Below are 24,712 nucleotides of genomic sequence, written 5' to 3' on the forward strand. Positions count from 1 at the left end.
CAGGAATATATTACCTCTAGCATTTCGAAGTGTCGAGGTTAACGCAAACACATTATTTCGCAACACTTTAGGGTGAAGATTGGATGAAAATTGCTGTGCATTTGTGTTGAGTTGGTTTCAACGTTTGGGTGAACATCATATGCATGCGTAGGCTCAATTAGACGCTGTTCTCCGCTCCTTACAAGGTTCATCCCTGCAAACGGACGTTCTCATGTTACGAAGCTCAAAACGGCTCACATTCTGTCATATGAAGGCAAAAGAAAAAGCACCACCATGGGTGCTCTCGCTTCAATAGTCTACTTGTTCAAATTCCAAATCTCATTCGCAAATGCGTTATGTCTATCATTTGATTCCTTAGCAGACTGCAAACATCCAACAATAGTTTTGCGCTTACCATTCGGATTGATATGACGAGTTTTGTATGCAACATCTATCCCGTGCAAAACTGATTCACTTTTAAACTGAGTTTCAAGTAATTCAACAGAATCGGCTGCCCATTTTTCATAAGCGGTACTAAGACTAGCGTTTCCTGTAAGGCCGTCTACTTCAGCTTCAAAAGCAATACCTTCAGAAATAAGTTTTTCAAACATAGGTAACACCTCCCCTAACACTATCAATACGTGCTAGAGATGATATACGTCCTTGGAACATTTTGGTCGCAAACTATTCTTATTAATTTTTAGATAAAGAAAAAGCACCCCGAAGGATGCTCCCTTTACTTAGCTTGAGCATTTCGCTCATACAGACCATCGACAACAAAATCCAAACCAAATTCAGATTTTAGAGTTTCCAGTTTGTAAATTCCACCGGGTATTTTGCCAGCACCCATGTCTTCAATTCTTCTTTTGACTATTTCAGTGGCGGCATGAGTGAGTGTTTCGTGTGCATGTTCTTGGAAGTATTCTTTATCCACAATGCGATTACTCGCATAAAATACAACTGCATTAACAAGAATAATTTTTCCGTCTTGATTATTCCCGATAATAACATAATAGTTACCAAGTTCATCTTTGATCAAATCTCTCATAGGCAATAATTGTGGAGCATTCATAGTAGATCTCTCCTCTCTTTATTATTTATGAACAGGTATATTTTACCTCTTTAGGACAAACAGGTCTACTACAGAACTGTTTCACTCCATCCCATCTGCCCCATACACAACCTTTACATTTCTCCGGCTGCTTGTTGGGGCGAATGCGTATCTTCTTCCGTCTTCTGCTGATCAATTCAATTCCTCCAATAAAAAAAGCCGATCCAGTTAAGGAACGACTTTGACTGTTATATGTACTTTATTGATTTAACCTGCTTTGATATGCAATCTCGAATTGAGGAATTCCTTTGTAGATAAAGAAATATACACATACGAGAAATAAAATGCTAAATGTGATTTTGAAATTTGATCCTCTTAATCCCAAAACAAACCTTAAGATAATTGCTATTGCTACTGCTGGTAAAACTAAATATAGACCAAACGTCTCAAAGATCGCATAGGCCATGGCGTTAAAAGTGCTTTTCCCCGTTTCTCCTATTATGTCCAGAATATCACCTCCTGCGTAATTAAAAGATTGGCGTCCGTACCGTCCGCAGCAAAAACGCTGCGCTCTTTGCTTTAAATGCATACGTTCTAAGTTAGAAGAGAGGAAGAACAAGACCATTTTACTGAAGCTACCAAATGCGGGTCAAGGAACAGAACACGGGTGAGTCCCAATGAACTGGAACAAACCCGTTGTTTCCTTTGTATTCCTCACTATTTCATGTTTCTACAAACTGTTTATTGAACCATAGTAAAGCAATTTAAAACATGATAATATTCAAATAAAAACAAAATTCAGGAGGTTTTACATGAGAATCAAACCATTACCAACTACCGCTATTCTTATTTATTTGGCTGTTGTATTTTTTGCTGTAGTATTTTTAATTGTTGGTACCAACGATATAAATGAGCTTGCTGGCATATTCGAGAAAATTACAACTATTAATTTCGCACTTGCCATCGGTTATTCTGCTTTGCTGGCAGCCATAGCATCACTAGCTTCTCATAACACACGACAAAACAATCAGATTAAAAATGACATTCTGAGTTTCATATACATAACAGTATTTTATGTATTAGTAAATCTCATAGTTGTTATGATTTCTTTTATTTTAGATGAATTTTACTCAGCATTAATAGGAAGAGTTATGGTCGGAATTTTGATAGTCATTTTAGTTGTGTACTCACACTTGCTCTTGAAAACATTAAAGCAATTAATCTACTAATTTTTGAAATAGAAAAAGCGAGAAGAGGAACGCCCCAGTCATATGCCGCTATTGCAGCTGTGCGTTTCATTCTCGCTCGATTTCCACAATACAAATATATCACATAAAAAATCCACCAAACTGTCAGTTTACTTCCAAAAAAAGTTCAAATATCAGTCAATTATATTTTCAGGTGTTTCGGTAACCTTAAGCAACTCAAGATCTAAAAGCTTTGGATTAAAGTAAATAGGATTATCGATTAGAACTTTTATAGTTATTTTCAGAAGAACAATAGCTAACCGGGGAGTTGGTATAGTCAACCCAAGCTCTTGTAGTGTGATCTCCTGGTTTTTCACTTTTCCTCCGTGTACAATCGAAGAACGATAAGCATATATTTTTTTAACAATGTCAAACACCATGTCTGGAGTATACGAAGTTAGTGGTGATATTTTGAAAATAGTAGCCATCCTCAAAGCAAGTTTGTGAGTGAGTTCTCCAGTCCCTCCATCACTGAGTAATGCTTCCATAGCAATTGTTGCATCCAAAATTGAATCTTCTTCTTCCTCCCTTAGAACACACATATTTAGTCTTCGATTAGCAAGTTGCAATTTATGCTGTTTTTCTAAATCAAACCTTTCAAACAGATTTAGTATATCTTTTGCTAAGTCTTCATTAATTGTTGTAAATTCAGTTTTTAACCAAAAATAATCTTCAAATACCTTAGGATATGACTTAACTGTAGTCCCGTATATTGAACTGAGAAAAGCATTATACTTTTCAGTCCAACCAACAGGAACAGCAAGTAACTGAGCATAACCTAAGTCATTATCAAAGGTAATTATCCTCATTGAATTAAAAAAAGCATTGATCTTATCAATTGGATACATGGAAATATCCGAAAAGTGTTGGTTCACGTCGAAGTAAGATCTTTTTCCTTCTATTGAGAAACCCTTTATTTTTAATGCATGCGATGCTCCATTAAGAATAGAAGATGATATTGGAGATCCATGTTGTTGTATTGATGATCTTGAGAGTTGAAGGTTATCATCTATCTTTACAATCTCTATATCTCCACTTTCAGAAACAGCACAATCTTCAAAATCAAACTTGGTGAACAATATCGGAACATATATATCATAATAAAGTCTCTCAGCAAAAATGAATTCTTCAATCGGTTCATACAATTTATTAAAATTCTCAACTTTCAGTTCAGAGTTTGTTCCATAAATATGTAAATACGCCTCTATCAACTTGGTAACCAGTAGGCGGACACCTAACAAGTAAATATCATTATCGAAAAACCCTCTGTACGAGAAAAAAATTTTAAAATAATCATCGTTACTTAATAATTCCAAATATTCTTGAAAACCATCAATTGAATTTATATCTATTAATTTCTTGTCATCAAACAAGCTTGATACTCCTTAGGTCCTCCTAAGACATAGTACTTACTAATCTCGTCAAAACCAATCTCTTTCTTTTTTATATAAGGAAAATCATAATGTTGGGTTATATAAACCCTTTCATTTTCTTTCAAAAAAGCTTGGACTGCTGAAATGCCAGAAAAAACAACTCTTTGAATGTAATCTTTTAATATCTCCTTATTAACCATTGTTTCACTCCTGTCCCTATTCTTATGGATTTCATTATATAGCAGAAATAACTGGACGAATCCAGTTATTTCAAACAGTATCCTGCTTCTCTCAATATTTCTAATCTAAGTGAGTTAGCCAAGATATTTAAACCTTCAACTTTAATCCGCCGAAATGTGCTATCGCTGAGCCCCATCTCTCCACAACTGATGTAATCGAACTCACCTTCATTGTCCAAATAGCTCCGTTGGATAACCTCACGTTGAACAGAAGACAACTTCTCCATTGCCAAATTAAGCAACCGATCCTTTTCCTTCAGTTCCGCTTCCTTGTCCACGTTATATATAGCGATTCGTTCTGTCTGTTTACTAATCGCATTGGTAGATTGATGCTCTCTATAGACATATGCCTGCGTGATCGCTGCCTCTCGCCGTGTGAATCCGATCTGCCGGTACTGACGAACGGTTTCAATAAATTCTTCCACAGCGCGGCGGGTAGCTTTCTCGTCGATCGGCAGGATGTTAAACGTAAGTTGTAAGTTGTTTTTTCGGCGTTTCCCCATTTTGATCCCCTCACCGTGTTATAATTTTTGGTGAGGTTTATTAGATGTGTCCCCCGCCGTGCCGCCAAGCTTGCGGGGGATATTTGTTTATACTGGAATAACTTCGCTGCAGAACTCGTCCCACTCCGCTTCACATTCTTCAACGGACCAGCCGTTTACCAGGTCTTGCGGATATCCGTACTCCAACAGCAACGCCCTAAAATCCCGTTCCAATTACCACTCACCCCCGCGTTTATAGTACCTACTGTTGCCGTTGTGCTGTTGTGGAGCAGTAACCGCCTTTTGCAGCTTGTCAGGCCGTTTAGGTGGATGCTCAGCCCCAATTGCCTTTAAATGATTTGCGATCTGCTCCGGTGTCCACACTACAGTTTTCACTTTCATATAATCCGTCATCAGCAGATCCTCCCTGTTTGAATGCCTTCCTGCAGATCAGTAAGCAGCGCATATACTAATGCATCTTTGGCATGTTGGTTACTCTGCCGCTCGATCCAATCCATGACTCCCTCACGACTCACCATTGCGATCTTCTTGCACGACTTATCTGTCAGAGCAAGTGTACGTGGTCCGTTCGGCGTCCGAGTAAGACATCCTTTGATAATCAATCTATCCAACACCCCGTGAACCGTTGAAGCCGACGTAATCATGAATGCATCAGCAATCTCCCGAATTGTTGGACCGTATCTGTGTTGATCTATAAAGTCCGCTATAAAATCGTATATCTCCTGCTGCCGGCGCGTTAGCGGCTTGTCCGATATTGCTTTCGTTGTCATCTCTCTTCCTCACTTTCCCTTGCACGTAGGATAATGCCCCATCTTCGGATCAAATATTGAATCTTCTAATCTCAATAGACGTAATAGATATTGAGGTGAAAAATGAAAATAAAAAAAATATGGAAGTGGACAAAGATTAGTTGGGGATTACTATACATAGGCTTTGTTGTAGTGTTTGTGATAGTCCTAGGTTTTTTTATGGCAGGAATGCTTCAAGATCAAAAAGCACTAATTGATACCGCGGCAATGAGTACAATTACTTTGTTACTTGCTCTGGTTTCACTACCAAATTTATTAGTTCAGTTGCTCTCTCTTCTCGAAATAAATCAAAAGAAAACTTATACTGCCACAAAAAAGTGTCCCAACTGCAGACATACTATCGAACTGAAGATCACTGAAGATTAGAAATACATACGAACCATTTAACGAATGCAGCTGGTCACCCCGGCCAACAATCGACCGGGGATGCTGCTATATTAAAGATGCTTAGACTGCTACGCCATCCTGCATCATTTTGGTTACTCTCTTTTTGTACACGTTCAACTTGGAACTGATTTGTGAACTTGGGATGTTCATCTCCCTTGAAATCTCCAACCATGTCTTCCCATCGTTTTTCATCTGTAACAATGCAGGGAAATCGGCAGGAGCGTCAGCAAGTTTTATATCATCAAAGATCGGGCGCTGAGCAAGGATGAACTGTTCGAGTTGTTCCTTATCGATCTCAGCAGGTGCACTATCTTTGTCACCTGCAGGCGGATCTTGTTGTGCTACGTGTTGGGGATCTGCTGGCGGCTGCTGCTCATCTTGCGATTCCTCGGAAGAGAAGTCCATTTCCTTCGGTCCGGACTGATCATCGCCTCCATCCCTCATCCAATCAGGAATGTCATCATTATCGTTATGACCGTACGGATCGTCTGAATCGCTTCCTGGATCATCGCCTCCTGTTGGTGGGACAGTTGGCTGATCGTTCTCATTCTCCGATTCCTGTACCTCTCCGGTTCGCTCCTGCGGCTGAGTCGGTTCGCCATCTGGACCAAACATCTGAGCTTGGTTCTCGTCCTGCTCTGGTTCGTCTCCTGTCTTCTCAATCCGCGTAACTACACCAGATTGATCAGTCGTTACGCGATGGCCATTCCATTTGCGGTACATATCGTCACGTTCTTCGTCATCGAAATCAAATGCGGCTTGCGGATCTCCCAGAATGACGTGAATCTCTTTGTTCAAGCAACCTGTTAGGAATTGAAGGTTTTGCTGCGCCACCTTGTGGGGAATTGTCAGCTTTAGCTCAACATCCTTATCACCAAAAACAATTTTCTTGTCAGTAGTTGCCATAAATTTCGCGAAATCTTGTACCATATTCATTCATCTCCCTAGTTTTATAATTGTGATAATTCCTTGATCTTCACTTCAATGCGTGGTCGTGCGCTGTATCGTTTCCGGGCAAACACCTCAACAACCTGGCTATCATCCTTCCAAATAACACCTTTCAATGCATCCTTGACACCCTTCAGGTAATTGTCCACGTCCGGTTTCGTTATAGGTACGATGTGTCCAGCTTCGGCCAGTGCGGCTTTCTTTTTGCTAAGTGATTTTGGTATAGATCGGTAAACCGTCAGCACCATTCCCAAAGGACCTTCTAACAAAGCATCAGGTGCGTGTTCACTGGCTGCCAGCTTCACGTAATCTTTGTAATCCTTAGATTTCTTCGGATCGTACATCTTCACAAAACCTGTGCTGGTCGAAGCCTTTGGACGCCCCTGCGCCACCGGTTCACCATATACCGTGAAAGTGATCATGTGCGCCGCCGTCCTTTCATAGTTTCCTTACGCCGCTGCCTTGCAGGCAACATGTCCCGCTTAATGACAAACACCTCAGCCAGTTTACGACCGTCGTCACCGCGAACAACGTAACTCAAATGTGTCTGATGGTGCGGATCAATCAGCTTTTGCATGCTGCACCTCCAATTCCGACAATTGCATCAAACTCAGCGATCCCTTCGTGGAGCTCAGTTTGATCAATCCCCGCAAATTCGGCCTGCAGCTCGTCCCGATCAGGAACCTGTCCCGTGTTCATGAATCGATGCCTCATGTACTCTGACACGGACCATCTGGTATACGGACTGCCCATCATGCTCCCCGCCGAATAGTTCTCGGTTTACCTGAGAAGCGGTGAACAATGACCATTTGGTCTGGCAAATCCCTTTCAACCAACCAGTTCTCTTCATTCAATCCATTAGCCTTGATCTCCATTTTCTGCCGCTTTGTCGGTCGTTTCCCTTGTTTCATGTCCGTTCCTCCTTACGCCCATTTGCGATTTTCTATATTGTGGGGCTGCTGCTGTGGTGGCGTTGGCCCGAATGAATCGTTATGAGTGCGTTGGTAATTGACGAATTTATTGAATTGCTTCAGGAATACCAGCTCAACTGTCCCAACGGGGCCATTACGCTGTTTTCCGATGATAATTTCGATGATGTTCTTCTTCTCGGATTCTTGGTTGTAATAGTCATCCCGGTACAAGAACGCTACGATGTCGGCATCTTGCTCAATGGAACCCGATTCACGAAGATCACTCATCATTGGGCGTTTGTCCTGGCGTTGTTCGACCGCTCGGCTGAGCTGGGAAAGGGCAACAATTGGTGCATCCAGTTCTTTAGCCAATTGTTTTAATGTCCGTGAAATAAGGGAAACTTCTTGTTGCCTGTTTTCCCCCGCTTTAGAACGTCCGGTCACCTCAATCAGCTGTAAGTAATCGATGACGATCAGCCCGAGTCCCTTTTCCTTTTTGAGCCTGCGGCACTTGGAACAAATGTCTTGAACCGTTATGCCTGGCGAATCATCGATAAAAATATTAGTTGCACCCAATGTGCCAACAGCATCTGCGAGGGTCGTCCAGTCTTGATCCAACAAATCCCCGCTCTTCATCACACTGGCATTCAAGTTACCTTCTGCACTGACCATCCGTTGCACTAACTGACCCGCTGACATCTCCAAACTGAAAATTGCTACGGTCTCATCCGTTTTAATCGCCACGTTCTGTGCGAGGTTGAGTGCAAAAGCAGTCTTACCAACGGATGGCCGGGCTGCGACGATTATAAGATCCGACTTTTGTAGACCGCCTGTGATACCGTCAAGGTCAGCGAAACCTGTCTGTAAACCAGTGACAATCCCATTTTTCAAGTTGGTTGCCTTCGTTTCTGTCGTTTCAACGAAATCCACCAACACTGATTGAATCGGCTTAAAGTCTTGTTCAGGCGCCGCTCTGTCTGCTAATTTCGCATTAGTTTGATGAGCACTCGCGAGAAGCTGAGGAACCTCAGTCCCGGCTGCTGCTTGTTGAATCTGCAGCATGCTTGTCCGGATGAAATCCCGACGAATCGCCGTGTCTTTTAACTGATGGATGTATTGGTTGTAATGTTCCACGTTGGAAGCTTTCGGAACTGAACTTGCCAGCTCGGAAAGATAAGTTACACCGCCAATATCATCTAGCTCACCCTTGTCTTTGAGTCTCCCGACCACTGTTACCAAATCAACAGGTTCCTGATTCTCTGCCAGCTCCACGAGTGACTGAAAAATCATGCGATGCTTTGCGCTGAAGAATTCATCTGAAACAAGTTTAGTGGCGATTTCTTCGGCCATTTCAACATCAATGAGTGCCGCACCCAATATAGCTTGCTCGGTCTCAATGTTCTGTGGCAGATCAATCCCTGGTATTGCGAAGTTTTGCAAGTAAACCATCCTTCCATCCTGCGGGGGGCAGTGTTGCCTTTGCCCGGTTAGCTTCTCGTTGATCCAGGTACGCTCTGGTTGCCTCCAGCTCACGTTGCCGGGCTTCCTGATCTCCCAAATTGCCGCGGATCTCAGCGATGTTCGGTGGCCACTTCCCTGTCCGTACATGCTCTTGAAGGTTTTGCTGAGCTGCTTCAAACGAGAAGTCATGCAGATACTTCATGTGACGATCCACATTTTCCTCACTCACGTCGAAATGGGGGTAGTTCTCCTTGATCTCGATCAGCAAGTCAAAGATTTCTGCTCTATCCACGCTTACGTTCCTCCTCCGCTCGCCGCCTTAAATCTGCTAGTTCTTGCTGCTGACGGCTTAGTCTGCGCGGCTGAGTAGCCGCTGGCGCTTGTACATTTGGAACCAAAGTAGGTTTAACAAGTTGCTGCTGTTCCTCGGCCTGATGAATTGACCAAGCTTCCTCGATACCTTCCACGTAGTACAAAAAACTCTTGGGAAGCTTGAAGCTGTTCCCCTCACGAATGCGTTTTGCCTCAAGCAGGCTTGCCATAGTTTGGATGGTAAAAGGGTTAGGCGTACCTCCGGCGACCATCTTACCCATGGCTAAACGCTCTTTTGGAGAAACATTAAAATCCAGTTTGTTGTGCATCTTGCAATAAGCATCCAATATTCCAATCATTCCATCGTCATCGGAAGGAACAGGATTCAATATGTCATCCCACGATTCCGAATCATTAGCAGTAGTAACAGTAGTAGTAGTAATATCTTTTAGATCGGACAGTTTTGTCCGATCACTACCCAAATTTGCTGTGTGATCGGACATTTCTGTCTGATCACTTGGTGACTGATCGGACAAAACTGTCTTATCACCGTGATTGTGATCGGACATATTTGTCTGATCACCAACTTCATGATCGGACACTTCTGTCTGTTCACTTTCGACTGATCGGACATTTTTGTCTGATCTCTTTTTGGAGTTTCTAACCTTTAGAATCAATCCTCTTGGTGCCCTGGTCACATTGATGTACTGATGTTGTTCAAGTGCATCCATCCATCTGCTGACGGTCTTGTCGTTAACTCCGAAATAACCGGCTATCTCAGACAGCTTCATTGGCTTGCCGCCAAGGACAATGCCCCAGACAGTTTCCTCTTCCTCAATCTCCTTCGTGGTTGAACTGATGCACCAGAGGAAAAGCCATATCGCGTTGCCTATGTTCTTGTAGTGGTCTGGCTCCAAGATGCCGGAGTAGATCGGAAACGGGTAACTGCCTTCGGGCATACCGTTCATCCCCTCTTTAATGCTGTGAACTATTTACTGCGTAAACGGCGACATTTAACTCGGTGTCATTGCCCGTTATCTCCTGAATAATGGTTTGAATTCCACGACCGAAATGAGTAACTAAATCATTAATGGCTTGCGGCATATGAACCGGATCTGATGACGCTGCCGCCTGTGCCCCCAACGAAAAAGCGACGTCTCTTAAATGGGACTGGATAGCCTCCGGCCCTTCCATCGCGGCGTCTTCAAACATTTGTTGCAACTGGTTGAAGACTGCCTTTCTGCTCTGTTTCGTAGTCATACATCACGCCCCCTATCATCACGTAAATAAATGTGCGGGTACTTCGCACGAACAACCATCCATCCAGGATATCCCCGTGCGAAGTAATCCCTAACCTCTTGTTTGAACAATGCAGGGTCAGAATCCATTAGTCGCCATATCCGATCACCGATCATACTTCGTAGAAGCGACTGACCGGTGATAGAATCCATCTGGCTCATTATTCAAACTCGACCTGATCAGTACCGCCTTCGCCTTTTTGTTCAGGTGGTGGTGGATCGTCAGTACCTGCAGGCGGGGTGATATCGATGAACGGTTCATCCGAAGGTGTAATATCTTTCCTTGTGGTTTCGTCCTGCGTTACAGCAGAAGCAATCTCTACGCTAATCGGCAACCACTTCCATCCTGAGCGAACAACGGTCTTCTTGCACATCTCGGTATAATCCGTGACCCAAGGTCCATTATTAGAAGCCTTAGAACGTTTCCGGTGTGCTTCGATCTCGCTGATAGGCATGTAGTGGATGAAATGACCACCGTCATTGAACTTGGCGACCATGTATGCACCAACCACTTTACCTGCCTCTGTCGGCTTCTCATCTTTGCGAAGGAACCAAGGAATGTGTTTCAGGTTCTCCTCCAGTCCATATGTCAACTCAATGAAGTCATTTTCATAGACTTCATGTGCAGAAATCGATTGAATGTTACCAGAGCGCCGCGCCAGGTCGATCATGCCCTTGTAACCGATGATGAACGTCGCTTCTTTACCGTAAGGAATGATATAGCAATGACCGATAAGTCCGGGCTCGAGCCCTAACTGAGCTGACTGCATAACCGCCGCCATTAAGGAAGGAATTGAACATTCCAACAACTTTGGGTTGGTCCGTATCGTCGTAAGTGCAATACGACTCAGACGTTCAATGTTCATGTGCTTTGGCATTGCCTCAGCAATCTGAGATTCCATTTTCTTCAGATAAGCAGCAATGGTCTGTGATGGACTCACAGCAGGTGCATTATTTGCCCCTGCGGCTTTATTTTGTAATTTCCCTTCGAGTGATGCTCCGCTTGCTTGCGCTCGTGCCATTAGGGCCTCCTATTTCACCAAGAATCGTCTGGAAGACGTGGTGTTCGCGTATTTTTCATATATATCCGGCTGATCTTTCTTTAGACGCTTGCTATCAATCCGAGTGGTTTCATTCGACTTCCAGGACAACAAAGTATCGCCGTTATGAACAGCCAACTCGTTCTCACCCATGATTGATTTCAACTCGTTTTCATACCGTTTGACCTGTTCCGCAGCAACCGCAGCGTCTTCCTTTGCCGCTTGAAGCTGACGAACGATTCCAGCTTGCTTATCATCCAAGATGACTTCACTTGCTGGCGCGGATATGGGGTAAAGCTGATTCAACAGATTGGCCGAAGCGTCACTGCCATCGATCATTGGCGGTATGCCAGGCACTACATGTCGGCTCCAAAATTCGTCCTCGATCTGTATGAGCGAATCAATAATTCGGTCATTTCTTTCGACCAACTTATATTGGAACTTCTGACCACCAATGAGGACCGCGAAGTACCCATAATCGACGCCCAGAACAGCCATGTAATGCTGCAACTGGATCGCATACTCATCAGGAACCTGATCGTCTTCCCACTCACCGAGTTTGTAGGCGCTGGCCGTTTTACACTCTAGGATGCCAAGTCCACGACCACCTTTGTCCAATATCAGGCGATCAACGTTACCAAGCATGAATTTATGTTCGGGATGCTGATATAGCTTGTTGCTACGTTGAACCCTTAATCCGGTTTGGACCGTGAATTCCCTGGCTACAACATCTTCGAGGACGTTGCCCCAGTAAGCTGCCTCTCCGGCCTCATCTGGTTCGATCTGTCCAGTCTTATCCAGAAACACCCCAACGGGTGATTTGTATCGATTCAGTCCAGCGACAGCAGAAGCATCGGAACCACCAATACCGTTCCGGCGAATCTTAAGCCATTCATCACGAGCCATGTTTTTTGTACTAGCTGCGATATTCATTGCCATATTCGTTCCTCCCTCATATGAAATCGTGAATGTTCATTCCCCGATCGGCGAGTTCTTCGCTAATCGAGGGATATTCGGAACCGTGTTCCTCAAGGCATTCACGTTCTTCCCAATGGGATTCTTCAAACTCAGACATGTGCGTCCTCCTTGTTTGGAACGGTCACCCATGGTAAGATGACCGTGTATTTAGTTTTCAATGTTCTGAGATAGCCCGCTGCAACGGGCTATTTTTCGTTTTCTGACACGGTTTCCTGTGCATTATTCGGCAGCGTCCCCGCTTCTTCCAATTCCTCAATGATTTCTTGAATGTGTTCCATTCTCGAAATGAGTGATTCCAGTTCCCCGTCTGTGAACTCGGAAAGACGACGAAGGATATAAGGTGTGGTGTTGACCGCGTCATTTGTGTCATCTTTTAAGCTGTTTAATGGGTCCAAAACTTTTGCAATTAATTCAGATAGAATCATTTTCCGTGTGCCCTCCCTTCGTATGTATTGATGCGTCAGCCGCATCTTCCGACGCCGTACGGGAGTTGGTTATGAAACCGTCCGACGCCGGAAGACAAGGCCGACTGGCTTGTCCATATCTCGTTACAGTTAAATCTGATCGATTGCTGCTACAGCCTGCGCTACGTATTCATCAGGTAATTCCCTAAGGCTTGCAGCAGCGTTCTGCCAGCGATGGAAGATTAGTTCCCTCTCCTGCCAAAGGGATTCGAAATCAGGTGTTTGAATTGATCCATTAAAAGATGTAACTGCTGCCGTGTTCTCGCGAAGGGCCTTGGCTGACTCAACGTAATTGATGATGATTTGGATGTATAATTGATCTTTCATACCGATTCCCCCTTGCGCGTTTGCTCGGGAGACGATAAAATGAGCAGCAGAAGAGACTTTAGACGAGTTCTCAGACCAAGTGTCCGCCCTGCCAGGCGGGCATTTTTCATTTCTACTTCTGCAAACCGTATCATCCGGTTCAGATATTCTTCTGCGTTCTCCATTTGTCCAGGCAACATTCTTTCAGGTTGTTCTCGAATCAACTTCAAGTTATGTAGAGAATGTTTTCCGGCCTGCAACGCTTGGGCTGCCAATTGTTCACGTGACATATTCGATCACCCTCCTATTAGTCTTTGAATCATGCTGATCCCGTCCATGCCGTACAAAAAAGCGACGACGACTTCTCTTGCCCCTGTTACTTCTGCCCATCGCATCATGGTGGTCATGTCCGGAATCTTATGATCCTTTTCAAATTTGCTTACACAGGCTTGCGTGCGATGGAGCTTGTCCGCCATTTGCTCTTGCGTGAAACCAGCTCGTTCGCGGCAAAGCCTCATAACCGTTCCGAACTTCATATCCAAGCGTGATCACCTCCCTCCTCGGAATATTCCATATTGGAATGGGAATGCAGTTAACCTCGTAATATGATTGTTTCAAGAGCTTCCCCGCTCGTGATCCCTTCATCGCCCGCCGGCAGCCGGTACAGCTCGGCGGGTTTCTTGTATTCTCTTGAGTTCAGTTTCACTATCCCGTTTCAGGGATTTGAACTCACGTTTCGATATAAGATGCGGATTCTTACATTGGCGTTCTAGTGACAACGTATGATCGATAGCCTGATCCATCGTCATCTTGCCAACATTAACTCGGGTGACTACAGCGGCAATGAAACATGCTCGTGATGTGGATTTGATCCAATAAAAGCGCATTTGCTTCACCTCACTTGACTGATTTCTTGGAGCCGAGCTTTTCTTTATTAGCCTTGATTTCACGACACGCTCTTTCGAGTAATTCACGGTCAAACACGCCTGTATCAATAGTGACCTTGGTCGTATCCGTCTGTTTAGGTGTGTTCATTAGCTCGCTCCTTTCTGAAAAGAACACGTTTCGTGCGGTTCAGAGTCAAAAAAAATCTCTTGTACTGTTTTCTCATAGTAATTGGCGATTCGTATTTTAATTTCGTCTTTTGGAATCCGCTGAGCATTTTCATACATTTGCAACGCACTAACGCTGATTCCTATAGCATGTGATGTTTCTTCTCTGCTGGTATCGCCTCGAAGCTCTATGAGTCGCTTAGCAATCAATTGTTTCATAGTTGTTGGCCCCACCTTTCAAAAACACATTTCGTGTTGTTGATCTTATTATATAGAACACATTTCGTGGTGTCAACACGTTTTGTGTTTCTGAATATTTTTTAACACGTATTGTGTTAATATTATGAATGGGTGATAATTGATGGCCACTTTTGGGCAAAAGTTACGTGCAATTCGCACGGGAAACAATCTAACGCAAAAAGACCTTGCTACAATATTCAAGGTCAGTGAAAGTGCGATTGGTATGTATGAAAGAGACGAACGGGAACCGTCATTCAAATTTATTAATGATGTTGCAGACCGTTTTGAGGTAACCACAGATTACTTACTAGGAAGAACTAGTGATACAAATCAAGGTACATCTAAGGTTATTTCAAAAGGAGTAAAAGAATTCCTTAGTGCAATTGAATTAGCTGACGATGAAGCAATTTTGAAACTAAAAGGAATGTTGCGCCACGAAGGTAATGAGTTATCAGATGATGCTATAAGGGAAATTATTTCTTATGCTCGTTACAAAGCAAATCAAGAATAATGTCTGGTAGTTCAAATCCGAGTTCTTCAAAAATGTCCTTAACTTCGTATTCTTCTGTTTTCTCTTGGTCCATGCTGCCACTTCCGTTCCTGTTTCTTGGTAAAAAAATAGAACACTTGTTCCTATTTAATTCTAACATGTGCTCCTATGATTGGTAAATCCTCAGCAGTTATTTCTTGATAATTATATCTGTGGATCAGCACAGGAACGGTATTAATTGGCTCACACTGGAGTAAAGAGTTACATCTGAAGAACGGCTGCATCAAAACAACATCTTACCATCATCTCGTAAATCGTCTTTACGAAGTGATGTTTACATATACAACACTAATGTACGAGCAAATTCCCCAACCGATGGGACAGAGAAAAGAGAAGGTATAGAAAGATGAAAAAAGTAGCTTTATTTACTATGGTTTTCGCACTTGTAGCAGTATTGTCGGCATGCGGAGATACAAAGGAGAATTCTTCTTCGCAAGCCAGCCAAACAGAAACCAAACAACAAGAAATTGAAGCAGAAAACCAAAAACTAAAAGAAGAAGCTGAAGCTTTGAAAAAAGAGTTAGCTGAAAAAGAAGCTTCCGAAGTTGAAACTGCAGCTACTGAGGTGAGCACAGAAACGCAAGAACCAGAAACTAAAAGTGCTGTTACCGCGGAAATGATGAGTGTAGTTGTTCCTAATCTTGTAGAGGGTGGCGCTGTTGACCAAAAAACCTACGATTATTTGGTAAAACATGCTGATCTCTTTCCAGCTGTAACTGCTGAAACAAAAAAAGCTGCAACCAAGGAAGTAGATAGCAAAATCACTTCGAAGCACCTCTTTAAAAATATTACCCCTTACCTTGATAAGATGGTAAAAGTAACTGGTACCGTTGTGCAAGTACAAGAAGAAGAAACAGATTTCGGCACTGTAGCGTCTATACATATCATGGACGAATCCGGTAACTCCTTAATCGGTTATTATAATAATTCAACAGGAGATATTCTCGACGGTGATGATGTGACAATGCGCGGAGTTCCTACAGCAGTCTATTCTTTTGACAATATAAGTGGTGGAACTACGAATGCTATTATGTTGGCCGTTTCTACAGTTCAAAAAGTCCAATAATAAACTAACAGCAGATAAGCCCTACGGGGCTTTTCTTTCGCACCAATAACCGAACATACATTCCTAAAAGGAGCGAATAAAATGAAGGCAGCCCTATACATCCGCGTAAGTACAGACAGACAGAATGAAGAAGGGTTCTCCATGGAAGCGCAGCACGATTTACTTATGGAACTACTGGAGAAGAAAGGGATGGAGTTGTACCGCGTTTACTCCGATCCAGGAATCAGTGGTAGAACGATTAAAAAGCGCCCTGGTATTCAAAGGCTTATTGAAGATATGAAAGCTGGAAAGTTCGATGCAGTATTGATTCATAAGTTAGATCGCCTCAGCCGAAACCTGGGAGACTTGTATGACTTTATTGCCATGATCAACAAGCTTAATAAGCGTTTCGTGGTGGCATCTTTGGGGAGCGAGGAAATAGACACACAATCTCCAATGGGGAAAGCTTTCCTGTACTTTAACGGAATTTTTGCTGAAATTTATTCGGATAACCTTCGGGAGGAAACCTTAAAGGGACTTACAAAGAAAATGGAGAACGGTGGGCTGCATATGTCCAAGGCTCCTCTCGGGTACGATATCGAAGTGATTAATGGAGAGCGTAAGCTGATAGTAAATCACTACGAAGCAGAACTGATTAAAGAAGTATTCCGGCTGTACCTTGCTGGCAAAGGGGTTGTGTCCATAGCGAAACATATGAATGGGCACAGTCGTGGAAAAGAAGGTGGGGTATGGGACAGCAAGTATGTAAGGATCGTACTGCAGAACCATACTTACACTGGTCATAATCACTTCAAGCCGGTACTATGGGAAGAATCCAAAAGAATCATCAAACCTGGGGAACATGAAGCAATTATTTCTATGGAGGATTTCCTGAAGGTACGTAAGATGATGGAGCGGCGTGGAGAGAATCACATGAGCAAACATAGTTATGATTATCCGTATGGAGGAATTGTTAAATGTGGGGCATGTGGGGCAACATACATTGGAAATGCGTCAAGACAGACACTCGTAGATGGAACCGTACGCGTATATAGGAGTTACCGCTGCCGGAATCAGTATTCAAATAAAACTTGTGATGCTCCAGGGATTTCAGAACATCACCTTCAGCAGCTCGTCTTCGAGCGACTGCAGATCACCAATAAAAAACTTCAGGACAAAAAAACGACCGCTCAGGCCAAGAGTGATCAGCGTATGCTTCAGAAAGAAATTGAGGTATCGAATCGTCGCCGTAAGAACTGGATGCTTGCGCTCGGGGATGGAAAGCTGTCTCCTGATGATTATGCCAACTTGATTGACGACGAAGAAGCCAGAATGAAGGCAATTACTACTCAGTACGAAGAAAAAGAAGATTATTACATTAACGAGCTGTCTACAGAAGAGATTAAAGACATGATGGCCAACTTGAAAGATAACTGGGTACTCATCGAGCCTGAGACGCAAAAGCTGCTTGTGCAATCCATGTTCCGTCAGATTGTAATAAAAAAAGAATCAGACAAGTGGGGCATCCTTCAAATGCTCACCGTCTGATTCTTTTTTTCTTGGAGATTTTCTCTAAACGCCTTCAACATAGTACTTACTCATTAAGTACCATCTTGGAGGCGAGGGGAGTCGAACCCCTGTCCGAAGATAACGACACATAAGCTTCTACGGGTGTAGTCACAGTTTTGATGTCACCCGAGTATCGCCCTGTAACCGGCTATACGTTGGGTCAGCCTGATTGTCTTCTTCAGCACACCCCAGGCGGAGATGTGACAGCGTATCCCACTACTTGTTAGCCCCTAATCCTGTCACATGGGCGATGCAGGTTAGAAGCACGCACACAGTTTCTTAGGCTGCGAAAGCGTAGTTTGTTTGTTGTTTGCCGTTTAATAGGCTTTAGCGTTGATGAAGTGGACGCGTCCCCACTACCCGCTACCCATGCTCGAACTATCCCCGTCGAATCCATAAACGCCCCCTCATATAAGAAGGGCTCCAGGATTAATCCGTGAATACGGAGCAAAGGTGCTGCACATCTTTTTCCTCCAAGGTAAAAAGATGCTTCTTTCAAACTCGGCATTCCTGTCTGCTACAAGAACATCATAACACAGGACCAATCACCGATATAGTACAGATTGCTGGAAGACGTTCCAGCAGGCTGAGCAACTGTGCAAGTTTATCCAACACACATATGAGGCTCAATCGTCTACATATTATACCGCGTCCCTCAAGCGAAGTAAAGTTGAGTACCGAAGTGCAGACAATTCATGAGCATGAACAGCTTTCTTAACTATCTTACCCATGATCCGAACAAAGTACGCAGCCATCAGCAAACTTACTCCCACGATTCTTTCCAGCAATCCTCACAAGTTTACCCGGTACCACTGCTAACAATTTCATTAGACAGGACGTGGCAACAACTGGTGTATCTCATATCAGAACTGGCACAATAATCTGACAGACTTGGCCGTACGGCAGGTCAGCATGATGCGCCAAACCATTACACCGCTCCCCCGTAGCAAGGACTCTTTTATCAAATCAAAAAATCCCAAGATCCACCCCAATACGGGCAAAACCTGAGATCCTTATTTCTAACATAACGCACTTATCACTAAATAACTTACCGTGCGCCATTCAACACATAGCAATCGCAAATCCAAATCAACGAGCAACCTTCTGCTTCTCGCGCAGAACCCGTTGAATATCACGTTGGGCATCGCGTTTTGCAGCAGACTCCCGTTTATCGTACTGCTTCTTACCTTTACCCAGCCCGAGCAATAGCTTTGCATACCCGTTACGAATATAGATCTTCAGCGGTACAATACTGTATCCGTCCTGCTTCGACAGCCCAAGCAGCTTGTGAATCTGCACTTTATGCATCAACAACTTGCGTGTACGGGTTGGATCAATTGGATTATGACGATTCCCTTGTTCAAAAGGGCTAATATGCATATTGTGAATATGAATCTCACCGTTCCGAATCGTGGCAAAAGCATCGCCAATATTCGCACGGCCGTTACGAAGAGATTTAATCTCCGTTCCGGTAAGCACCATGCCCGCTTCATACGTATCTTCAATGAAGTAGTCATGGGAAGCCTTTTTATTCTGTGCAAGCACTTTACTCTGTCCATCATTCTTGCCCATGTCCTCACTCCTTCTCCGTAAAATAAGCCGGTACCATGCTCTACAGCAGCGCACCACAATTTCCTCAGGTACCACATGCCAGACCTTAATTGTAGCAAGTACCGCTGTTAAAATCAAGAAAGAGGCGGTCTGCGCCGCCCCTCCTCATTACACTCATTTCATGCTCAGCGAAACCCGATTACTTTTTCTTCTTCCGTACAAAAGCCGCCGTTCCGTTGGCAGGTGCACCTTTATTCTTCTTGCGCTTGCGGCGTGGTGCTCCGCCTTCCTGAACACCGCCTGGTGTAGCTCCTTCGCCGATAAACACTCCGCTAGGTGAGGTGTTTTTGCGTGCACTACCGCTTTTGCCACCTTTACCTCCGCCTTTACCGGATTTGAAGCTTCCCTCACCGCGACTGCTGCCGCTGTTCAGACCATTCTCTTGACCACCAGCTGAAGTGCCTTCCTGGCCACCTGCTGTAGTACTATAGCCGCCTTTGCCTGAGCCAAAACCAAAGCTTACCGCTCCCTTGCTCCGACCCGCTGATCCGCCGGCGTCTCCAGTACGACGCTCACCTCTCGGTTTACCGCCAACTTTGCCACCTGCGCTTCCTGCTGTGTTCGAAGCTCCGCTACGGCCGCCACGACCACCTTTGCTGCTCTCATCGGCTGATCTGCCACCACGGCTGCCTGCAGCACCAGTTGGGGCACCTTTACCACCACGCGAGCCACTGAATCCACCGGAACCACTCTTCGCTCCACCGCGTCCTCCGCCACCAGCAGGACGTCCACCTTTACCGCCCCGTCCACCACTGAAGCCACCTGGACGTTCACCGCGAGGTTTCATGTCGACCATTTCAAAGTCAATCGTGTACTCTTCCATGCTCACACGGGCCACACGAATCTTCACCTCATCACCGATGCGGAAGACTTTAGATGTACGTTCGCCAATCAGAGCCATATGTTGATCGTCAAAATGGTAATAGTCGTCTGTGAGCGCACTCAGGCGAATCAGACCTTCTACTGTATTCTCCAGTTCAATGAACATACCGAAGCTGGTTACACTGCTGATCATGCCTTCGAACTCTTCGCCGACTTTATCAAGCATGTACTCCGCTTTTTTCATTTTCTCTGTATCACGTTCAGCTTCAACCGCCACACGCTCACGTTCCGAGGACTGCTGCGCAATATCGGCCATACGTCCAGCCAAATACTCCTGACGGTTCTCAGGCAAAGCCCCATTGTTCTCAATCACTTCCCGAATAACACGGTGAATGACGAGATCGGGATAACGACGGATCGGTGATGTGAAGTGACTGTAGAACTCTGCTGCCAGACCAAAGTGACCCGACATCTCGGAGTCATATTTCGCCTGCTTCATGGAACGCAGCATCATTGTGCTGATAACCGTCTGTTCCTTCGTTCCGTTAATATCCTCAAGCAGGGATTGAAGCGCCCGTGGATGAATCGCGTTGCCACGTCCTTTGACGTGATGTCCGAAATTCGCCGCAAAGGCGAGAAAATTTTGCAGTTTTTCCTGATCTGGATCTTCATGCACACGATAGATGAACGGAACCTTCAACCAGTGGAAATGCTCTGCTACCGTTTCATTGGCTGCCAGCATGAATTCCTCAATGATTTGCTCCGCAATCGAACGCTCCCGCTTCACGATATCAACCGGTTTGCATTCCTCATCCACAATGATTTTGGATTCTTCAAAATCAAAGTCAACCGCACCGCGGCGCATACGCATCGCACGAAGCTTCAAAGCGATCTCTTTCATCAAGTGGAAATCGTCCACCAAATCCTTGTAACGCTCCAACAATTCAGGCTCTTCACCTTCAAGAATTTTGCGAACGTTGGAATACGTCATCCGCTCTTTGGTCTTGATCACACTTGTAAAGATGTCGTGTTTCACAACCTTCATCTGGTCGTTGAACTCCATTTCACAAGATAACGTCAAGCGATCTACCTGCGGATTCAAACTACAGATCCCGTTGGACAGACGTTGTGGCAGCATCGGAATAACACGGTCCACCAGGTACACACTGCATCCGCGGTTGTACGCTTCCTGATCCAACTTGGAGTTTTCCCGCACGTAATAGCCTACATCGGCAATATGAACGCCCAGACGATAGTTACCGTTCGGCAACTTCTCCACGTTGACAGCGTCATCGAGATCCTTGGCGTCTTCGCCATCAATCGTAACGATATTCAGCCCACGCAGATCGCGGCGACCCTGTTGGACAATTTCTTCTTCCGTAATGGCGTCTGGCGCTTTTTCGGCTTCTTCCACGACTTCATCCGGAAAGGCTTCTGGCAGCTGGTGCTTACGGATTACGGACAAAATATCAATACCCGGCTCATCCTTATGACCGAGAATCTCGATCACTTCACCTTCTGCTGCTGCCCGGCCCTCTGGATAGCTGACGATTTTTGCAACAACTTTTTGTCCATCAACAGCCCCGTGGAAGTTCGGACGCGGGATGAAAATATCCCGGTTAATCCGCTTATCATCCGGTATAACGAAACCGTACACCTCGTGACTTTGGAATACACCAACAACCTGCGTAACCGCACGGGTAACAATACGGACAATCTCACCCTCCAAACGTCCACCGGAAGGTCCTTGAGAAGTCACTTTAACCAACACCGTATCACCATTCATGGCGCTTTTCATATCATTGGCGTGGATGTACACATCCGGGTGCTCCCGATCCTCAGGGATGAGGAAAGCAAACCCTTTCGCATGAGCCTGCAAACGTCCACGCACCAAATCCATGCGTTCTGGCATGCCATAGCGGTTATTGCGGGTCAGCAGGACTTTGCCGGATTCCTCCAGCGTATTGAGCATAATCAAAAAGGCTTTGAAATCAGCCGCGTCTTCAATCTCGAAGTGCTGTTCCAGTTCCTGATAAGTCATCGGTTTATAAGCGGTTTCCCGCATGAAGTCGAGCAATTGTTGTTCTGTTATCATTAATATTCACCTCGGGAAACATAAAAGTGTAATCTTGTCTCGTCTCTCTATGTATCAGAAACCTTACCAATAGAAAAGCCGTCTAACTCAGGCCTCACTATCTCATACCCTAGTATACACGAATTCAATCCGGCGCATCCGTACCCTGCAAAATAAACTGAATATGCATGGCCCTTTGAATAAGCGCGCTTTCATGCATCATAACAGCATTTATGCTACATGTGTTTTTGCTCTCGAACAGACAGAAAGAAACGGCCCAGAACAGGGCGAATATGTAGGAAGGTAACCGAACGGAAGTGAGAAGAAATCGAAGATCAAAATCGTGTGGTTCATTGGAAAAGACTGGTCATGGATGAATTTATTAAAAAACCTCCGTTTCTTCTCGAAACGAAGGTAATCATTTAAGCGATTACGCTCAAGCTATTGAATTGTTCAGGCATATATCCGATTCTTACTTGGACACAACCGTAACAATAATAGACAAAATGAAGAATCCTGCACCCAGTACAACCGTTGCACGTTGCAAGAAAAGATCCAGTCCGCGCGCTTTCGTTTTACCGAAAAGATGTTCCGCACCACCGGAGATGGCACCCGCCAAACCAGCGCTTTTTCCGTGCTGCAGCAATACTACAGTGATTAGACCGATCGAAAATACGACGAGCAGCAATTTCAAAGCAATATCCATTCATTCCACCTCCTACCCATGTGGGCATAACATCTCACCATAAAAACAGTTACTTTAATTGTAACACAGCAATTAGCGTGATACAAGTAGTGGCGATCTCTCAATTCACTGATACTCAAATATTCAGTGAACAGTATCCATATTTATGGGTATTGAAATGCATCTAACAAAAACAAATAAAAAGGACAAGCCGGTTAACCGGCTTGCCCAAGAGTTGTCAGAAGACAACTTATTTTTTGAGGTTGTAGAAACCTTTAAGACCATTGTATTGAGCCAGTTCACCCAGTTGATCCTCAATGCGAAGCAATTGGTTGTACTTCGCGATACGGTCTGTACGGGAAGGAGCACCCGTTTTAATTTGACCCGCGTTTGTTGCAACAGCGATGTCAGCGATTGTGCTGTCTTCGGACTCACCGGAACGGTGAGAGATTACAGCAGTGTATCCTGCACGTTTAGCCATTTCGATTGCATCGAATGTTTCAGTCAATGTACCGATTTGGTTAACTTTGATCAGGATGGAGTTACCGATACCTTCTTCGATACCTCTACCCAGACGCTCTGTGTTCGTTACGAACAAGTCATCACCAACGAGTTGTACTTTGTCTCCCAGTTTTTCTGTGAGCAATTTCCAACCATCCCAGTCGTCTTCGGACATACCGTCTTCAATGGTGATGATAGGGTATTTCTCAACCCATGAAGCCAGAAGGTCAACATACTCAGCGGAAGTGTAAGATTTACCTTCGCCAGCAAGTGTGTATTTACCATCTTTGTAGAACTCAGTGGAAGCTACGTCCATACCCAGGAATACGTCAACGCCTGGTTTGTAACCTGCTTTTTCAATCGCTTCGATGATTGTAGTGATTGCTTCTTCGTTCGAACCAAGGTTCGGTGCGAAGCCGCCTTCGTCACCTACAGCTGTGTTCAGGCCTTTGGAGCTCAGTACGGATTTCAGGTTGTGGAAGATTTCTGCACCTACGCGAAGAGCTTCTTTGAAGCTTGGTGCTCCAACAGGAAGAACCATGAACTCTTGAACGTCGATGTTGTTGTCAGCATGCTCACCACCGTTGATGATGTTCATCATTGGTACTGGAAGTACTTTAGCGTTGAATCCGCCCAGGTAAACGTACAATGGCAGGTCCAGAGCGTCAGCAGCTGCGCGAGCTACAGCCATAGATACAGCCAGGATTGCGTTCGCACCCAGTTTACCTTTGTTTGGCGTACCATCCAAAGTAATCATCAATTTGTCAATACCCAGTTGATCCAATGCATCCATACCGATTACTTCTGGAGCGATTGTTTCGTTTACGTTTTTAACAGCTTGCAGAACACCTTTACCCAGGTAACGGGATTTGTCGCCATCGCGAAGCTCAACGGCTTCGTGGGCACCAGTGGATGCACCGGATGGTACGATAGCGCGTCCGATTGCGCCGGACTCCAGGTATACTTCAACTTCAACTGTAGGGTTACCGCGGGAGTCGAGGACTTCGCGAGCGTACACGTCAGAAATAATAGTCATGAGTGATAATCTCCTTTTAATGTGGAATTTTATTTTAATACGTACAGAACAATCGGGTTTCACCAAGCCACTCCGCGTGCAGTACCGTCTTCCGATCGCTGTTATCCCCTGATTTCATTGAACCTATTTTTATAAGTTGAAATCATGTGATAAAGGCGACCGCTTCGCTTCTACAGATCGGTTCTGCCCGCTTCGTTAAGGTTTAACTTTAGCCTTATTCA

General features: G+C 44.6%; 36 protein-coding genes and 1 other RNA gene. 5 read left to right on the top strand and 32 right to left on the bottom strand.

Annotation, left to right across the window (positions count from 1 at the left end):
• Positions 1–296: 296 nt before the first annotated feature.
• Positions 297–590 carry a hypothetical protein gene (locus Q0V21_RS25025; protein WP_301881098.1) on the bottom strand — a complete coding sequence of 98 codons (294 nt, stop codon included), beginning with the start codon at positions 588–590 and terminating at the stop codon, positions 297–299.
• Positions 591–715: 125 nt separating this feature from the next.
• A complete protein-coding gene (locus tag Q0V21_RS25030) occupies positions 716–1,051 on the bottom strand; it encodes a hypothetical protein (protein ID WP_301881099.1) in 336 nt (111 codons plus the stop codon).
• A 791-nt stretch (positions 1,052–1,842) separates the two neighbouring features.
• On the opposite strand from Q0V21_RS25030, the gene Q0V21_RS25035 reads away from it, so the two are divergent.
• Positions 1,843–2,259 (top strand): hypothetical protein, encoded by a 417-nt coding sequence (locus Q0V21_RS25035; RefSeq protein ID WP_301881101.1) that lies wholly within the window; start codon positions 1,843–1,845, stop codon positions 2,257–2,259.
• Positions 2,260–2,411: 152 nt separating this feature from the next.
• On the opposite strand, the gene Q0V21_RS25040 is transcribed toward Q0V21_RS25035, so the two are convergent.
• From Q0V21_RS25040 to Q0V21_RS25065, 6 genes are all read right to left on the bottom strand, one after another.
• Complete coding sequence (locus Q0V21_RS25040) at positions 2,412–3,650, bottom strand: HEPN domain-containing protein (RefSeq protein ID WP_301881103.1); 1,239 nt, start codon at positions 3,648–3,650, stop codon at positions 2,412–2,414.
• The gene (locus tag Q0V21_RS25045) at positions 3,629–3,850 is read right to left on the bottom strand and encodes a hypothetical protein (protein ID WP_301881104.1); all 222 of its coding nucleotides are present in this window, start codon (positions 3,848–3,850) and stop codon (positions 3,629–3,631) included. Before Q0V21_RS25045 ends, Q0V21_RS25040 begins: the two co-directional genes overlap by 22 nt.
• Before the next feature lie 65 nt (positions 3,851–3,915).
• On the bottom strand, positions 3,916–4,392 hold the full coding sequence (locus Q0V21_RS25050; protein ID WP_301881106.1) for an ArpU family phage packaging/lysis transcriptional regulator: 477 nt from the start codon (positions 4,390–4,392) through the stop codon (positions 3,916–3,918).
• Between the two features lie 87 nt (positions 4,393–4,479).
• Positions 4,480–4,605: a hypothetical protein gene (locus Q0V21_RS25055; protein WP_301881107.1), complete on the bottom strand. Its 126-nt coding sequence runs from the start codon at positions 4,603–4,605 to the stop codon at positions 4,480–4,482.
• Complete coding sequence (locus Q0V21_RS25060; protein ID WP_301881108.1) at positions 4,606–4,785, bottom strand: hypothetical protein; 180 nt, start codon at positions 4,783–4,785, stop codon at positions 4,606–4,608.
• Entirely contained in the window at positions 4,785–5,162 is a 378-nt protein-coding gene (locus Q0V21_RS25065; protein WP_301881110.1) for a LexA family protein, read from the bottom strand. The genes Q0V21_RS25060 and Q0V21_RS25065 overlap by 1 nt, the downstream gene beginning before the upstream one ends.
• A 102-nt stretch (positions 5,163–5,264) precedes the next feature.
• Here Q0V21_RS25065 and Q0V21_RS25070 point away from each other — a divergent pair, with 102 nt between their 5' ends.
• Positions 5,265–5,567, top strand: coding sequence for a hypothetical protein (locus Q0V21_RS25070; protein ID WP_301881111.1), 303 nt, complete (start codon positions 5,265–5,267; stop codon positions 5,565–5,567).
• An 81-nt stretch (positions 5,568–5,648) separates the two neighbouring features.
• Here Q0V21_RS25070 and Q0V21_RS25075 read toward each other — a convergent pair whose 3' ends face one another.
• The 19 genes from Q0V21_RS25075 to Q0V21_RS25165 form a co-directional block, all read right to left on the bottom strand.
• Positions 5,649–6,518, bottom strand: coding sequence for a hypothetical protein (locus Q0V21_RS25075; protein WP_301881112.1), 870 nt, complete (start codon positions 6,516–6,518; stop codon positions 5,649–5,651).
• Between the two features lie 20 nt (positions 6,519–6,538).
• Complete coding sequence (locus Q0V21_RS25080) at positions 6,539–6,958, bottom strand: RusA family crossover junction endodeoxyribonuclease (RefSeq protein ID WP_301881113.1); 420 nt, start codon at positions 6,956–6,958, stop codon at positions 6,539–6,541.
• A complete protein-coding gene (locus tag Q0V21_RS25085) occupies positions 6,955–7,113 on the bottom strand; it encodes a hypothetical protein (RefSeq protein WP_301881114.1) in 159 nt (52 codons plus the stop codon). The genes Q0V21_RS25080 and Q0V21_RS25085 overlap by 4 nt, the downstream gene beginning before the upstream one ends.
• Positions 7,101–7,235, bottom strand: coding sequence for a hypothetical protein (locus tag Q0V21_RS25090; protein ID WP_301881116.1), 135 nt, complete (start codon positions 7,233–7,235; stop codon positions 7,101–7,103). The genes Q0V21_RS25085 and Q0V21_RS25090 overlap by 13 nt, the downstream gene beginning before the upstream one ends.
• 53 nt (positions 7,236–7,288) lie before the next feature.
• Positions 7,289–7,447 (bottom strand): DUF6906 family protein, encoded by a 159-nt coding sequence (locus Q0V21_RS25095; protein WP_301881117.1) that lies wholly within the window; start codon positions 7,445–7,447, stop codon positions 7,289–7,291.
• A gap of 12 nt (positions 7,448–7,459) precedes the next feature.
• The gene (dnaB, locus tag Q0V21_RS25100; RefSeq protein ID WP_301881118.1) at positions 7,460–8,887 is read right to left on the bottom strand and encodes a replicative DNA helicase; all 1,428 of its coding nucleotides are present in this window, start codon (positions 8,885–8,887) and stop codon (positions 7,460–7,462) included.
• Positions 8,859–9,200 (bottom strand): replicative helicase loader/inhibitor, encoded by a 342-nt coding sequence (locus tag Q0V21_RS25105; RefSeq protein ID WP_301881119.1) that lies wholly within the window; start codon positions 9,198–9,200, stop codon positions 8,859–8,861. Before Q0V21_RS25105 ends, dnaB begins: the two co-directional genes overlap by 29 nt.
• Positions 9,193–10,179: a helix-turn-helix domain-containing protein gene (locus Q0V21_RS25110; RefSeq protein ID WP_301881120.1), complete on the bottom strand. Its 987-nt coding sequence runs from the start codon at positions 10,177–10,179 to the stop codon at positions 9,193–9,195. Before Q0V21_RS25110 ends, Q0V21_RS25105 begins: the two co-directional genes overlap by 8 nt.
• A 16-nt stretch (positions 10,180–10,195) precedes the next feature.
• Positions 10,196–10,480, bottom strand: coding sequence for a hypothetical protein (locus Q0V21_RS25115; RefSeq protein WP_301881121.1), 285 nt, complete (start codon positions 10,478–10,480; stop codon positions 10,196–10,198).
• Between the two features lie 199 nt (positions 10,481–10,679).
• The gene (gene recT / locus Q0V21_RS25120) at positions 10,680–11,540 is read right to left on the bottom strand and encodes a recombination protein RecT (protein WP_301881122.1); all 861 of its coding nucleotides are present in this window, start codon (positions 11,538–11,540) and stop codon (positions 10,680–10,682) included.
• Between the two features lie 9 nt (positions 11,541–11,549).
• Positions 11,550–12,497 carry a YqaJ viral recombinase family nuclease gene (locus tag Q0V21_RS25125; protein ID WP_301881123.1) on the bottom strand — a complete coding sequence of 316 codons (948 nt, stop codon included), beginning with the start codon at positions 12,495–12,497 and terminating at the stop codon, positions 11,550–11,552.
• A 13-nt stretch (positions 12,498–12,510) separates the two neighbouring features.
• Entirely contained in the window at positions 12,511–12,633 is a 123-nt protein-coding gene (locus Q0V21_RS25130; RefSeq protein WP_301881124.1) for a hypothetical protein, read from the bottom strand.
• An 88-nt stretch (positions 12,634–12,721) separates the two neighbouring features.
• Positions 12,722–12,961 carry a hypothetical protein gene (locus Q0V21_RS25135; RefSeq protein ID WP_301881126.1) on the bottom strand — a complete coding sequence of 80 codons (240 nt, stop codon included), beginning with the start codon at positions 12,959–12,961 and terminating at the stop codon, positions 12,722–12,724.
• A 129-nt stretch (positions 12,962–13,090) separates the two neighbouring features.
• Complete coding sequence (locus tag Q0V21_RS25140) at positions 13,091–13,327, bottom strand: hypothetical protein (protein WP_301881127.1); 237 nt, start codon at positions 13,325–13,327, stop codon at positions 13,091–13,093.
• Entirely contained in the window at positions 13,324–13,596 is a 273-nt protein-coding gene (locus tag Q0V21_RS25145; RefSeq protein ID WP_301881128.1) for a hypothetical protein, read from the bottom strand. The genes Q0V21_RS25140 and Q0V21_RS25145 overlap by 4 nt, the downstream gene beginning before the upstream one ends.
• Before the next feature lie 6 nt (positions 13,597–13,602).
• Complete coding sequence (locus Q0V21_RS25150) at positions 13,603–13,842, bottom strand: helix-turn-helix domain-containing protein (RefSeq protein WP_301881204.1); 240 nt, start codon at positions 13,840–13,842, stop codon at positions 13,603–13,605.
• Positions 13,843–13,947: 105 nt separating this feature from the next.
• Positions 13,948–14,193: a hypothetical protein gene (locus Q0V21_RS25155; RefSeq protein ID WP_301881129.1), complete on the bottom strand. Its 246-nt coding sequence runs from the start codon at positions 14,191–14,193 to the stop codon at positions 13,948–13,950.
• Positions 14,194–14,203: 10 nt separating this feature from the next.
• Positions 14,204–14,341, bottom strand: coding sequence for a hypothetical protein (locus Q0V21_RS25160; RefSeq protein WP_301881131.1), 138 nt, complete (start codon positions 14,339–14,341; stop codon positions 14,204–14,206).
• Complete coding sequence (locus Q0V21_RS25165) at positions 14,341–14,577, bottom strand: helix-turn-helix transcriptional regulator (protein WP_301881132.1); 237 nt, start codon at positions 14,575–14,577, stop codon at positions 14,341–14,343. The genes Q0V21_RS25160 and Q0V21_RS25165 overlap by 1 nt, the downstream gene beginning before the upstream one ends.
• 142 nt (positions 14,578–14,719) lie before the next feature.
• Here Q0V21_RS25165 and Q0V21_RS25170 point away from each other — a divergent pair, with 142 nt between their 5' ends.
• From Q0V21_RS25170 to Q0V21_RS25180, 3 genes are all read left to right on the top strand, one after another.
• Complete coding sequence (locus Q0V21_RS25170) at positions 14,720–15,109, top strand: helix-turn-helix domain-containing protein (RefSeq protein ID WP_301881133.1); 390 nt, start codon at positions 14,720–14,722, stop codon at positions 15,107–15,109.
• 385 nt (positions 15,110–15,494) lie between these two features.
• Positions 15,495–16,214, top strand: a complete 720-nt coding sequence (locus tag Q0V21_RS25175) for a hypothetical protein (RefSeq protein WP_301881134.1) — start codon at positions 15,495–15,497, stop codon at positions 16,212–16,214.
• A gap of 81 nt (positions 16,215–16,295) precedes the next feature.
• Positions 16,296–17,741, top strand: a complete 1,446-nt coding sequence (locus Q0V21_RS25180) for a recombinase family protein (RefSeq protein ID WP_301881135.1) — start codon at positions 16,296–16,298, stop codon at positions 17,739–17,741.
• Between the two features lie 65 nt (positions 17,742–17,806).
• Here the strand turns inward: Q0V21_RS25180 and ssrA are convergent.
• The 5 genes from ssrA to eno form a co-directional block, all read right to left on the bottom strand.
• Positions 17,807–18,169: a transfer-messenger RNA gene (gene ssrA, locus Q0V21_RS25185) on the bottom strand.
• 682 nt (positions 18,170–18,851) lie between these two features.
• On the bottom strand, positions 18,852–19,334 hold the full coding sequence (gene smpB, locus Q0V21_RS25190; protein WP_024629496.1) for an SsrA-binding protein SmpB: 483 nt from the start codon (positions 19,332–19,334) through the stop codon (positions 18,852–18,854).
• A 178-nt stretch (positions 19,335–19,512) separates the two neighbouring features.
• Positions 19,513–22,290, bottom strand: a complete 2,778-nt coding sequence (gene rnr / locus Q0V21_RS25195; RefSeq protein ID WP_301881137.1) for a ribonuclease R — start codon at positions 22,288–22,290, stop codon at positions 19,513–19,515.
• Between the two features lie 451 nt (positions 22,291–22,741).
• On the bottom strand, positions 22,742–22,975 hold the full coding sequence (secG, locus tag Q0V21_RS25200) for a preprotein translocase subunit SecG (protein ID WP_024629498.1): 234 nt from the start codon (positions 22,973–22,975) through the stop codon (positions 22,742–22,744).
• Positions 22,976–23,204: 229 nt separating this feature from the next.
• Positions 23,205–24,491, bottom strand: coding sequence for a phosphopyruvate hydratase (gene eno / locus Q0V21_RS25205; RefSeq protein ID WP_024629499.1), 1,287 nt, complete (start codon positions 24,489–24,491; stop codon positions 23,205–23,207).
• Between the last annotated feature and the right edge of the window lie 221 nt (positions 24,492–24,712).

The organism is Paenibacillus sp. 11B, from assembly GCF_030487755.1.
Lineage (GTDB): Bacteria > Bacillota > Bacilli > Paenibacillales > Paenibacillaceae > Paenibacillus > Paenibacillus vandeheii.

Bases quoted from the DNA above. Each gene is read 5' to 3' on its own strand.
- Q0V21_RS25025 (WP_301881098.1), bottom strand. From the start codon at position 590: ATGTTTGAAAAACTTATTTCTGAAGGTATTGCTTTTGAAGCTGAAGTA.
- Q0V21_RS25030 (WP_301881099.1), bottom strand. From the start codon at position 1,051: ATGAATGCTCCACAATTATTGCCTATGAGAGATTTGATCAAAGATGAA.
- Q0V21_RS25035 (WP_301881101.1), top strand. From the start codon at position 1,843: ATGAGAATCAAACCATTACCAACTACCGCTATTCTTATTTATTTGGCT.
- Q0V21_RS25045 (WP_301881104.1), bottom strand. From the start codon at position 3,850: ATGGTTAATAAGGAGATATTAAAAGATTACATTCAAAGAGTTGTTTTT.
- Q0V21_RS25050 (WP_301881106.1), bottom strand. From the start codon at position 4,392: ATGGGGAAACGCCGAAAAAACAACTTACAACTTACGTTTAACATCCTG.
- Q0V21_RS25060 (WP_301881108.1), bottom strand. From the start codon at position 4,785: ATGACGGATTATATGAAAGTGAAAACTGTAGTGTGGACACCGGAGCAG.
- Q0V21_RS25065 (WP_301881110.1), bottom strand. From the start codon at position 5,162: ATGACAACGAAAGCAATATCGGACAAGCCGCTAACGCGCCGGCAGCAG.
- Q0V21_RS25070 (WP_301881111.1), top strand. From the start codon at position 5,265: ATGAAAATAAAAAAAATATGGAAGTGGACAAAGATTAGTTGGGGATTA.
- Q0V21_RS25075 (WP_301881112.1), bottom strand. From the start codon at position 6,518: ATGGTACAAGATTTCGCGAAATTTATGGCAACTACTGACAAGAAAATT.
- Q0V21_RS25080 (WP_301881113.1), bottom strand. From the start codon at position 6,958: ATGATCACTTTCACGGTATATGGTGAACCGGTGGCGCAGGGGCGTCCA.
- Q0V21_RS25085 (WP_301881114.1), bottom strand. From the start codon at position 7,113: ATGCAAAAGCTGATTGATCCGCACCATCAGACACATTTGAGTTACGTT.
- Q0V21_RS25090 (WP_301881116.1), bottom strand. From the start codon at position 7,235: ATGAACACGGGACAGGTTCCTGATCGGGACGAGCTGCAGGCCGAATTT.
- Q0V21_RS25095 (WP_301881117.1), bottom strand. From the start codon at position 7,447: ATGAAACAAGGGAAACGACCGACAAAGCGGCAGAAAATGGAGATCAAG.
- Q0V21_RS25110 (WP_301881120.1), bottom strand. From the start codon at position 10,179: ATGCCCGAAGGCAGTTACCCGTTTCCGATCTACTCCGGCATCTTGGAG.
- Q0V21_RS25115 (WP_301881121.1), bottom strand. From the start codon at position 10,480: ATGACTACGAAACAGAGCAGAAAGGCAGTCTTCAACCAGTTGCAACAA.
- recT (WP_301881122.1), bottom strand. From the start codon at position 11,540: ATGGCACGAGCGCAAGCAAGCGGAGCATCACTCGAAGGGAAATTACAA.
- Q0V21_RS25125 (WP_301881123.1), bottom strand. From the start codon at position 12,497: ATGGCAATGAATATCGCAGCTAGTACAAAAAACATGGCTCGTGATGAA.
- Q0V21_RS25130 (WP_301881124.1), bottom strand. From the start codon at position 12,633: ATGTCTGAGTTTGAAGAATCCCATTGGGAAGAACGTGAATGCCTTGAG.
- Q0V21_RS25135 (WP_301881126.1), bottom strand. From the start codon at position 12,961: ATGATTCTATCTGAATTAATTGCAAAAGTTTTGGACCCATTAAACAGC.
- Q0V21_RS25140 (WP_301881127.1), bottom strand. From the start codon at position 13,327: ATGAAAGATCAATTATACATCCAAATCATCATCAATTACGTTGAGTCA.
- Q0V21_RS25145 (WP_301881128.1), bottom strand. From the start codon at position 13,596: ATGTCACGTGAACAATTGGCAGCCCAAGCGTTGCAGGCCGGAAAACAT.
- Q0V21_RS25150 (WP_301881204.1), bottom strand. From the start codon at position 13,842: ATGAAGTTCGGAACGGTTATGAGGCTTTGCCGCGAACGAGCTGGTTTC.
- Q0V21_RS25155 (WP_301881129.1), bottom strand. From the start codon at position 14,193: ATGCGCTTTTATTGGATCAAATCCACATCACGAGCATGTTTCATTGCC.
- Q0V21_RS25160 (WP_301881131.1), bottom strand. From the start codon at position 14,341: ATGAACACACCTAAACAGACGGATACGACCAAGGTCACTATTGATACA.
- Q0V21_RS25165 (WP_301881132.1), bottom strand. From the start codon at position 14,577: ATGAAACAATTGATTGCTAAGCGACTCATAGAGCTTCGAGGCGATACC.
- Q0V21_RS25170 (WP_301881133.1), top strand. From the start codon at position 14,720: ATGGCCACTTTTGGGCAAAAGTTACGTGCAATTCGCACGGGAAACAAT.
- Q0V21_RS25175 (WP_301881134.1), top strand. From the start codon at position 15,495: ATGAAAAAAGTAGCTTTATTTACTATGGTTTTCGCACTTGTAGCAGTA.
- Q0V21_RS25180 (WP_301881135.1), top strand. From the start codon at position 16,296: ATGAAGGCAGCCCTATACATCCGCGTAAGTACAGACAGACAGAATGAA.
- smpB (WP_024629496.1), bottom strand. From the start codon at position 19,334: ATGGGCAAGAATGATGGACAGAGTAAAGTGCTTGCACAGAATAAAAAG.
- rnr (WP_301881137.1), bottom strand. From the start codon at position 22,290: ATGATAACAGAACAACAATTGCTCGACTTCATGCGGGAAACCGCTTAT.
- secG (WP_024629498.1), bottom strand. From the start codon at position 22,975: ATGGATATTGCTTTGAAATTGCTGCTCGTCGTATTTTCGATCGGTCTA.
- eno (WP_024629499.1), bottom strand. From the start codon at position 24,491: ATGACTATTATTTCTGACGTGTACGCTCGCGAAGTCCTCGACTCCCGC.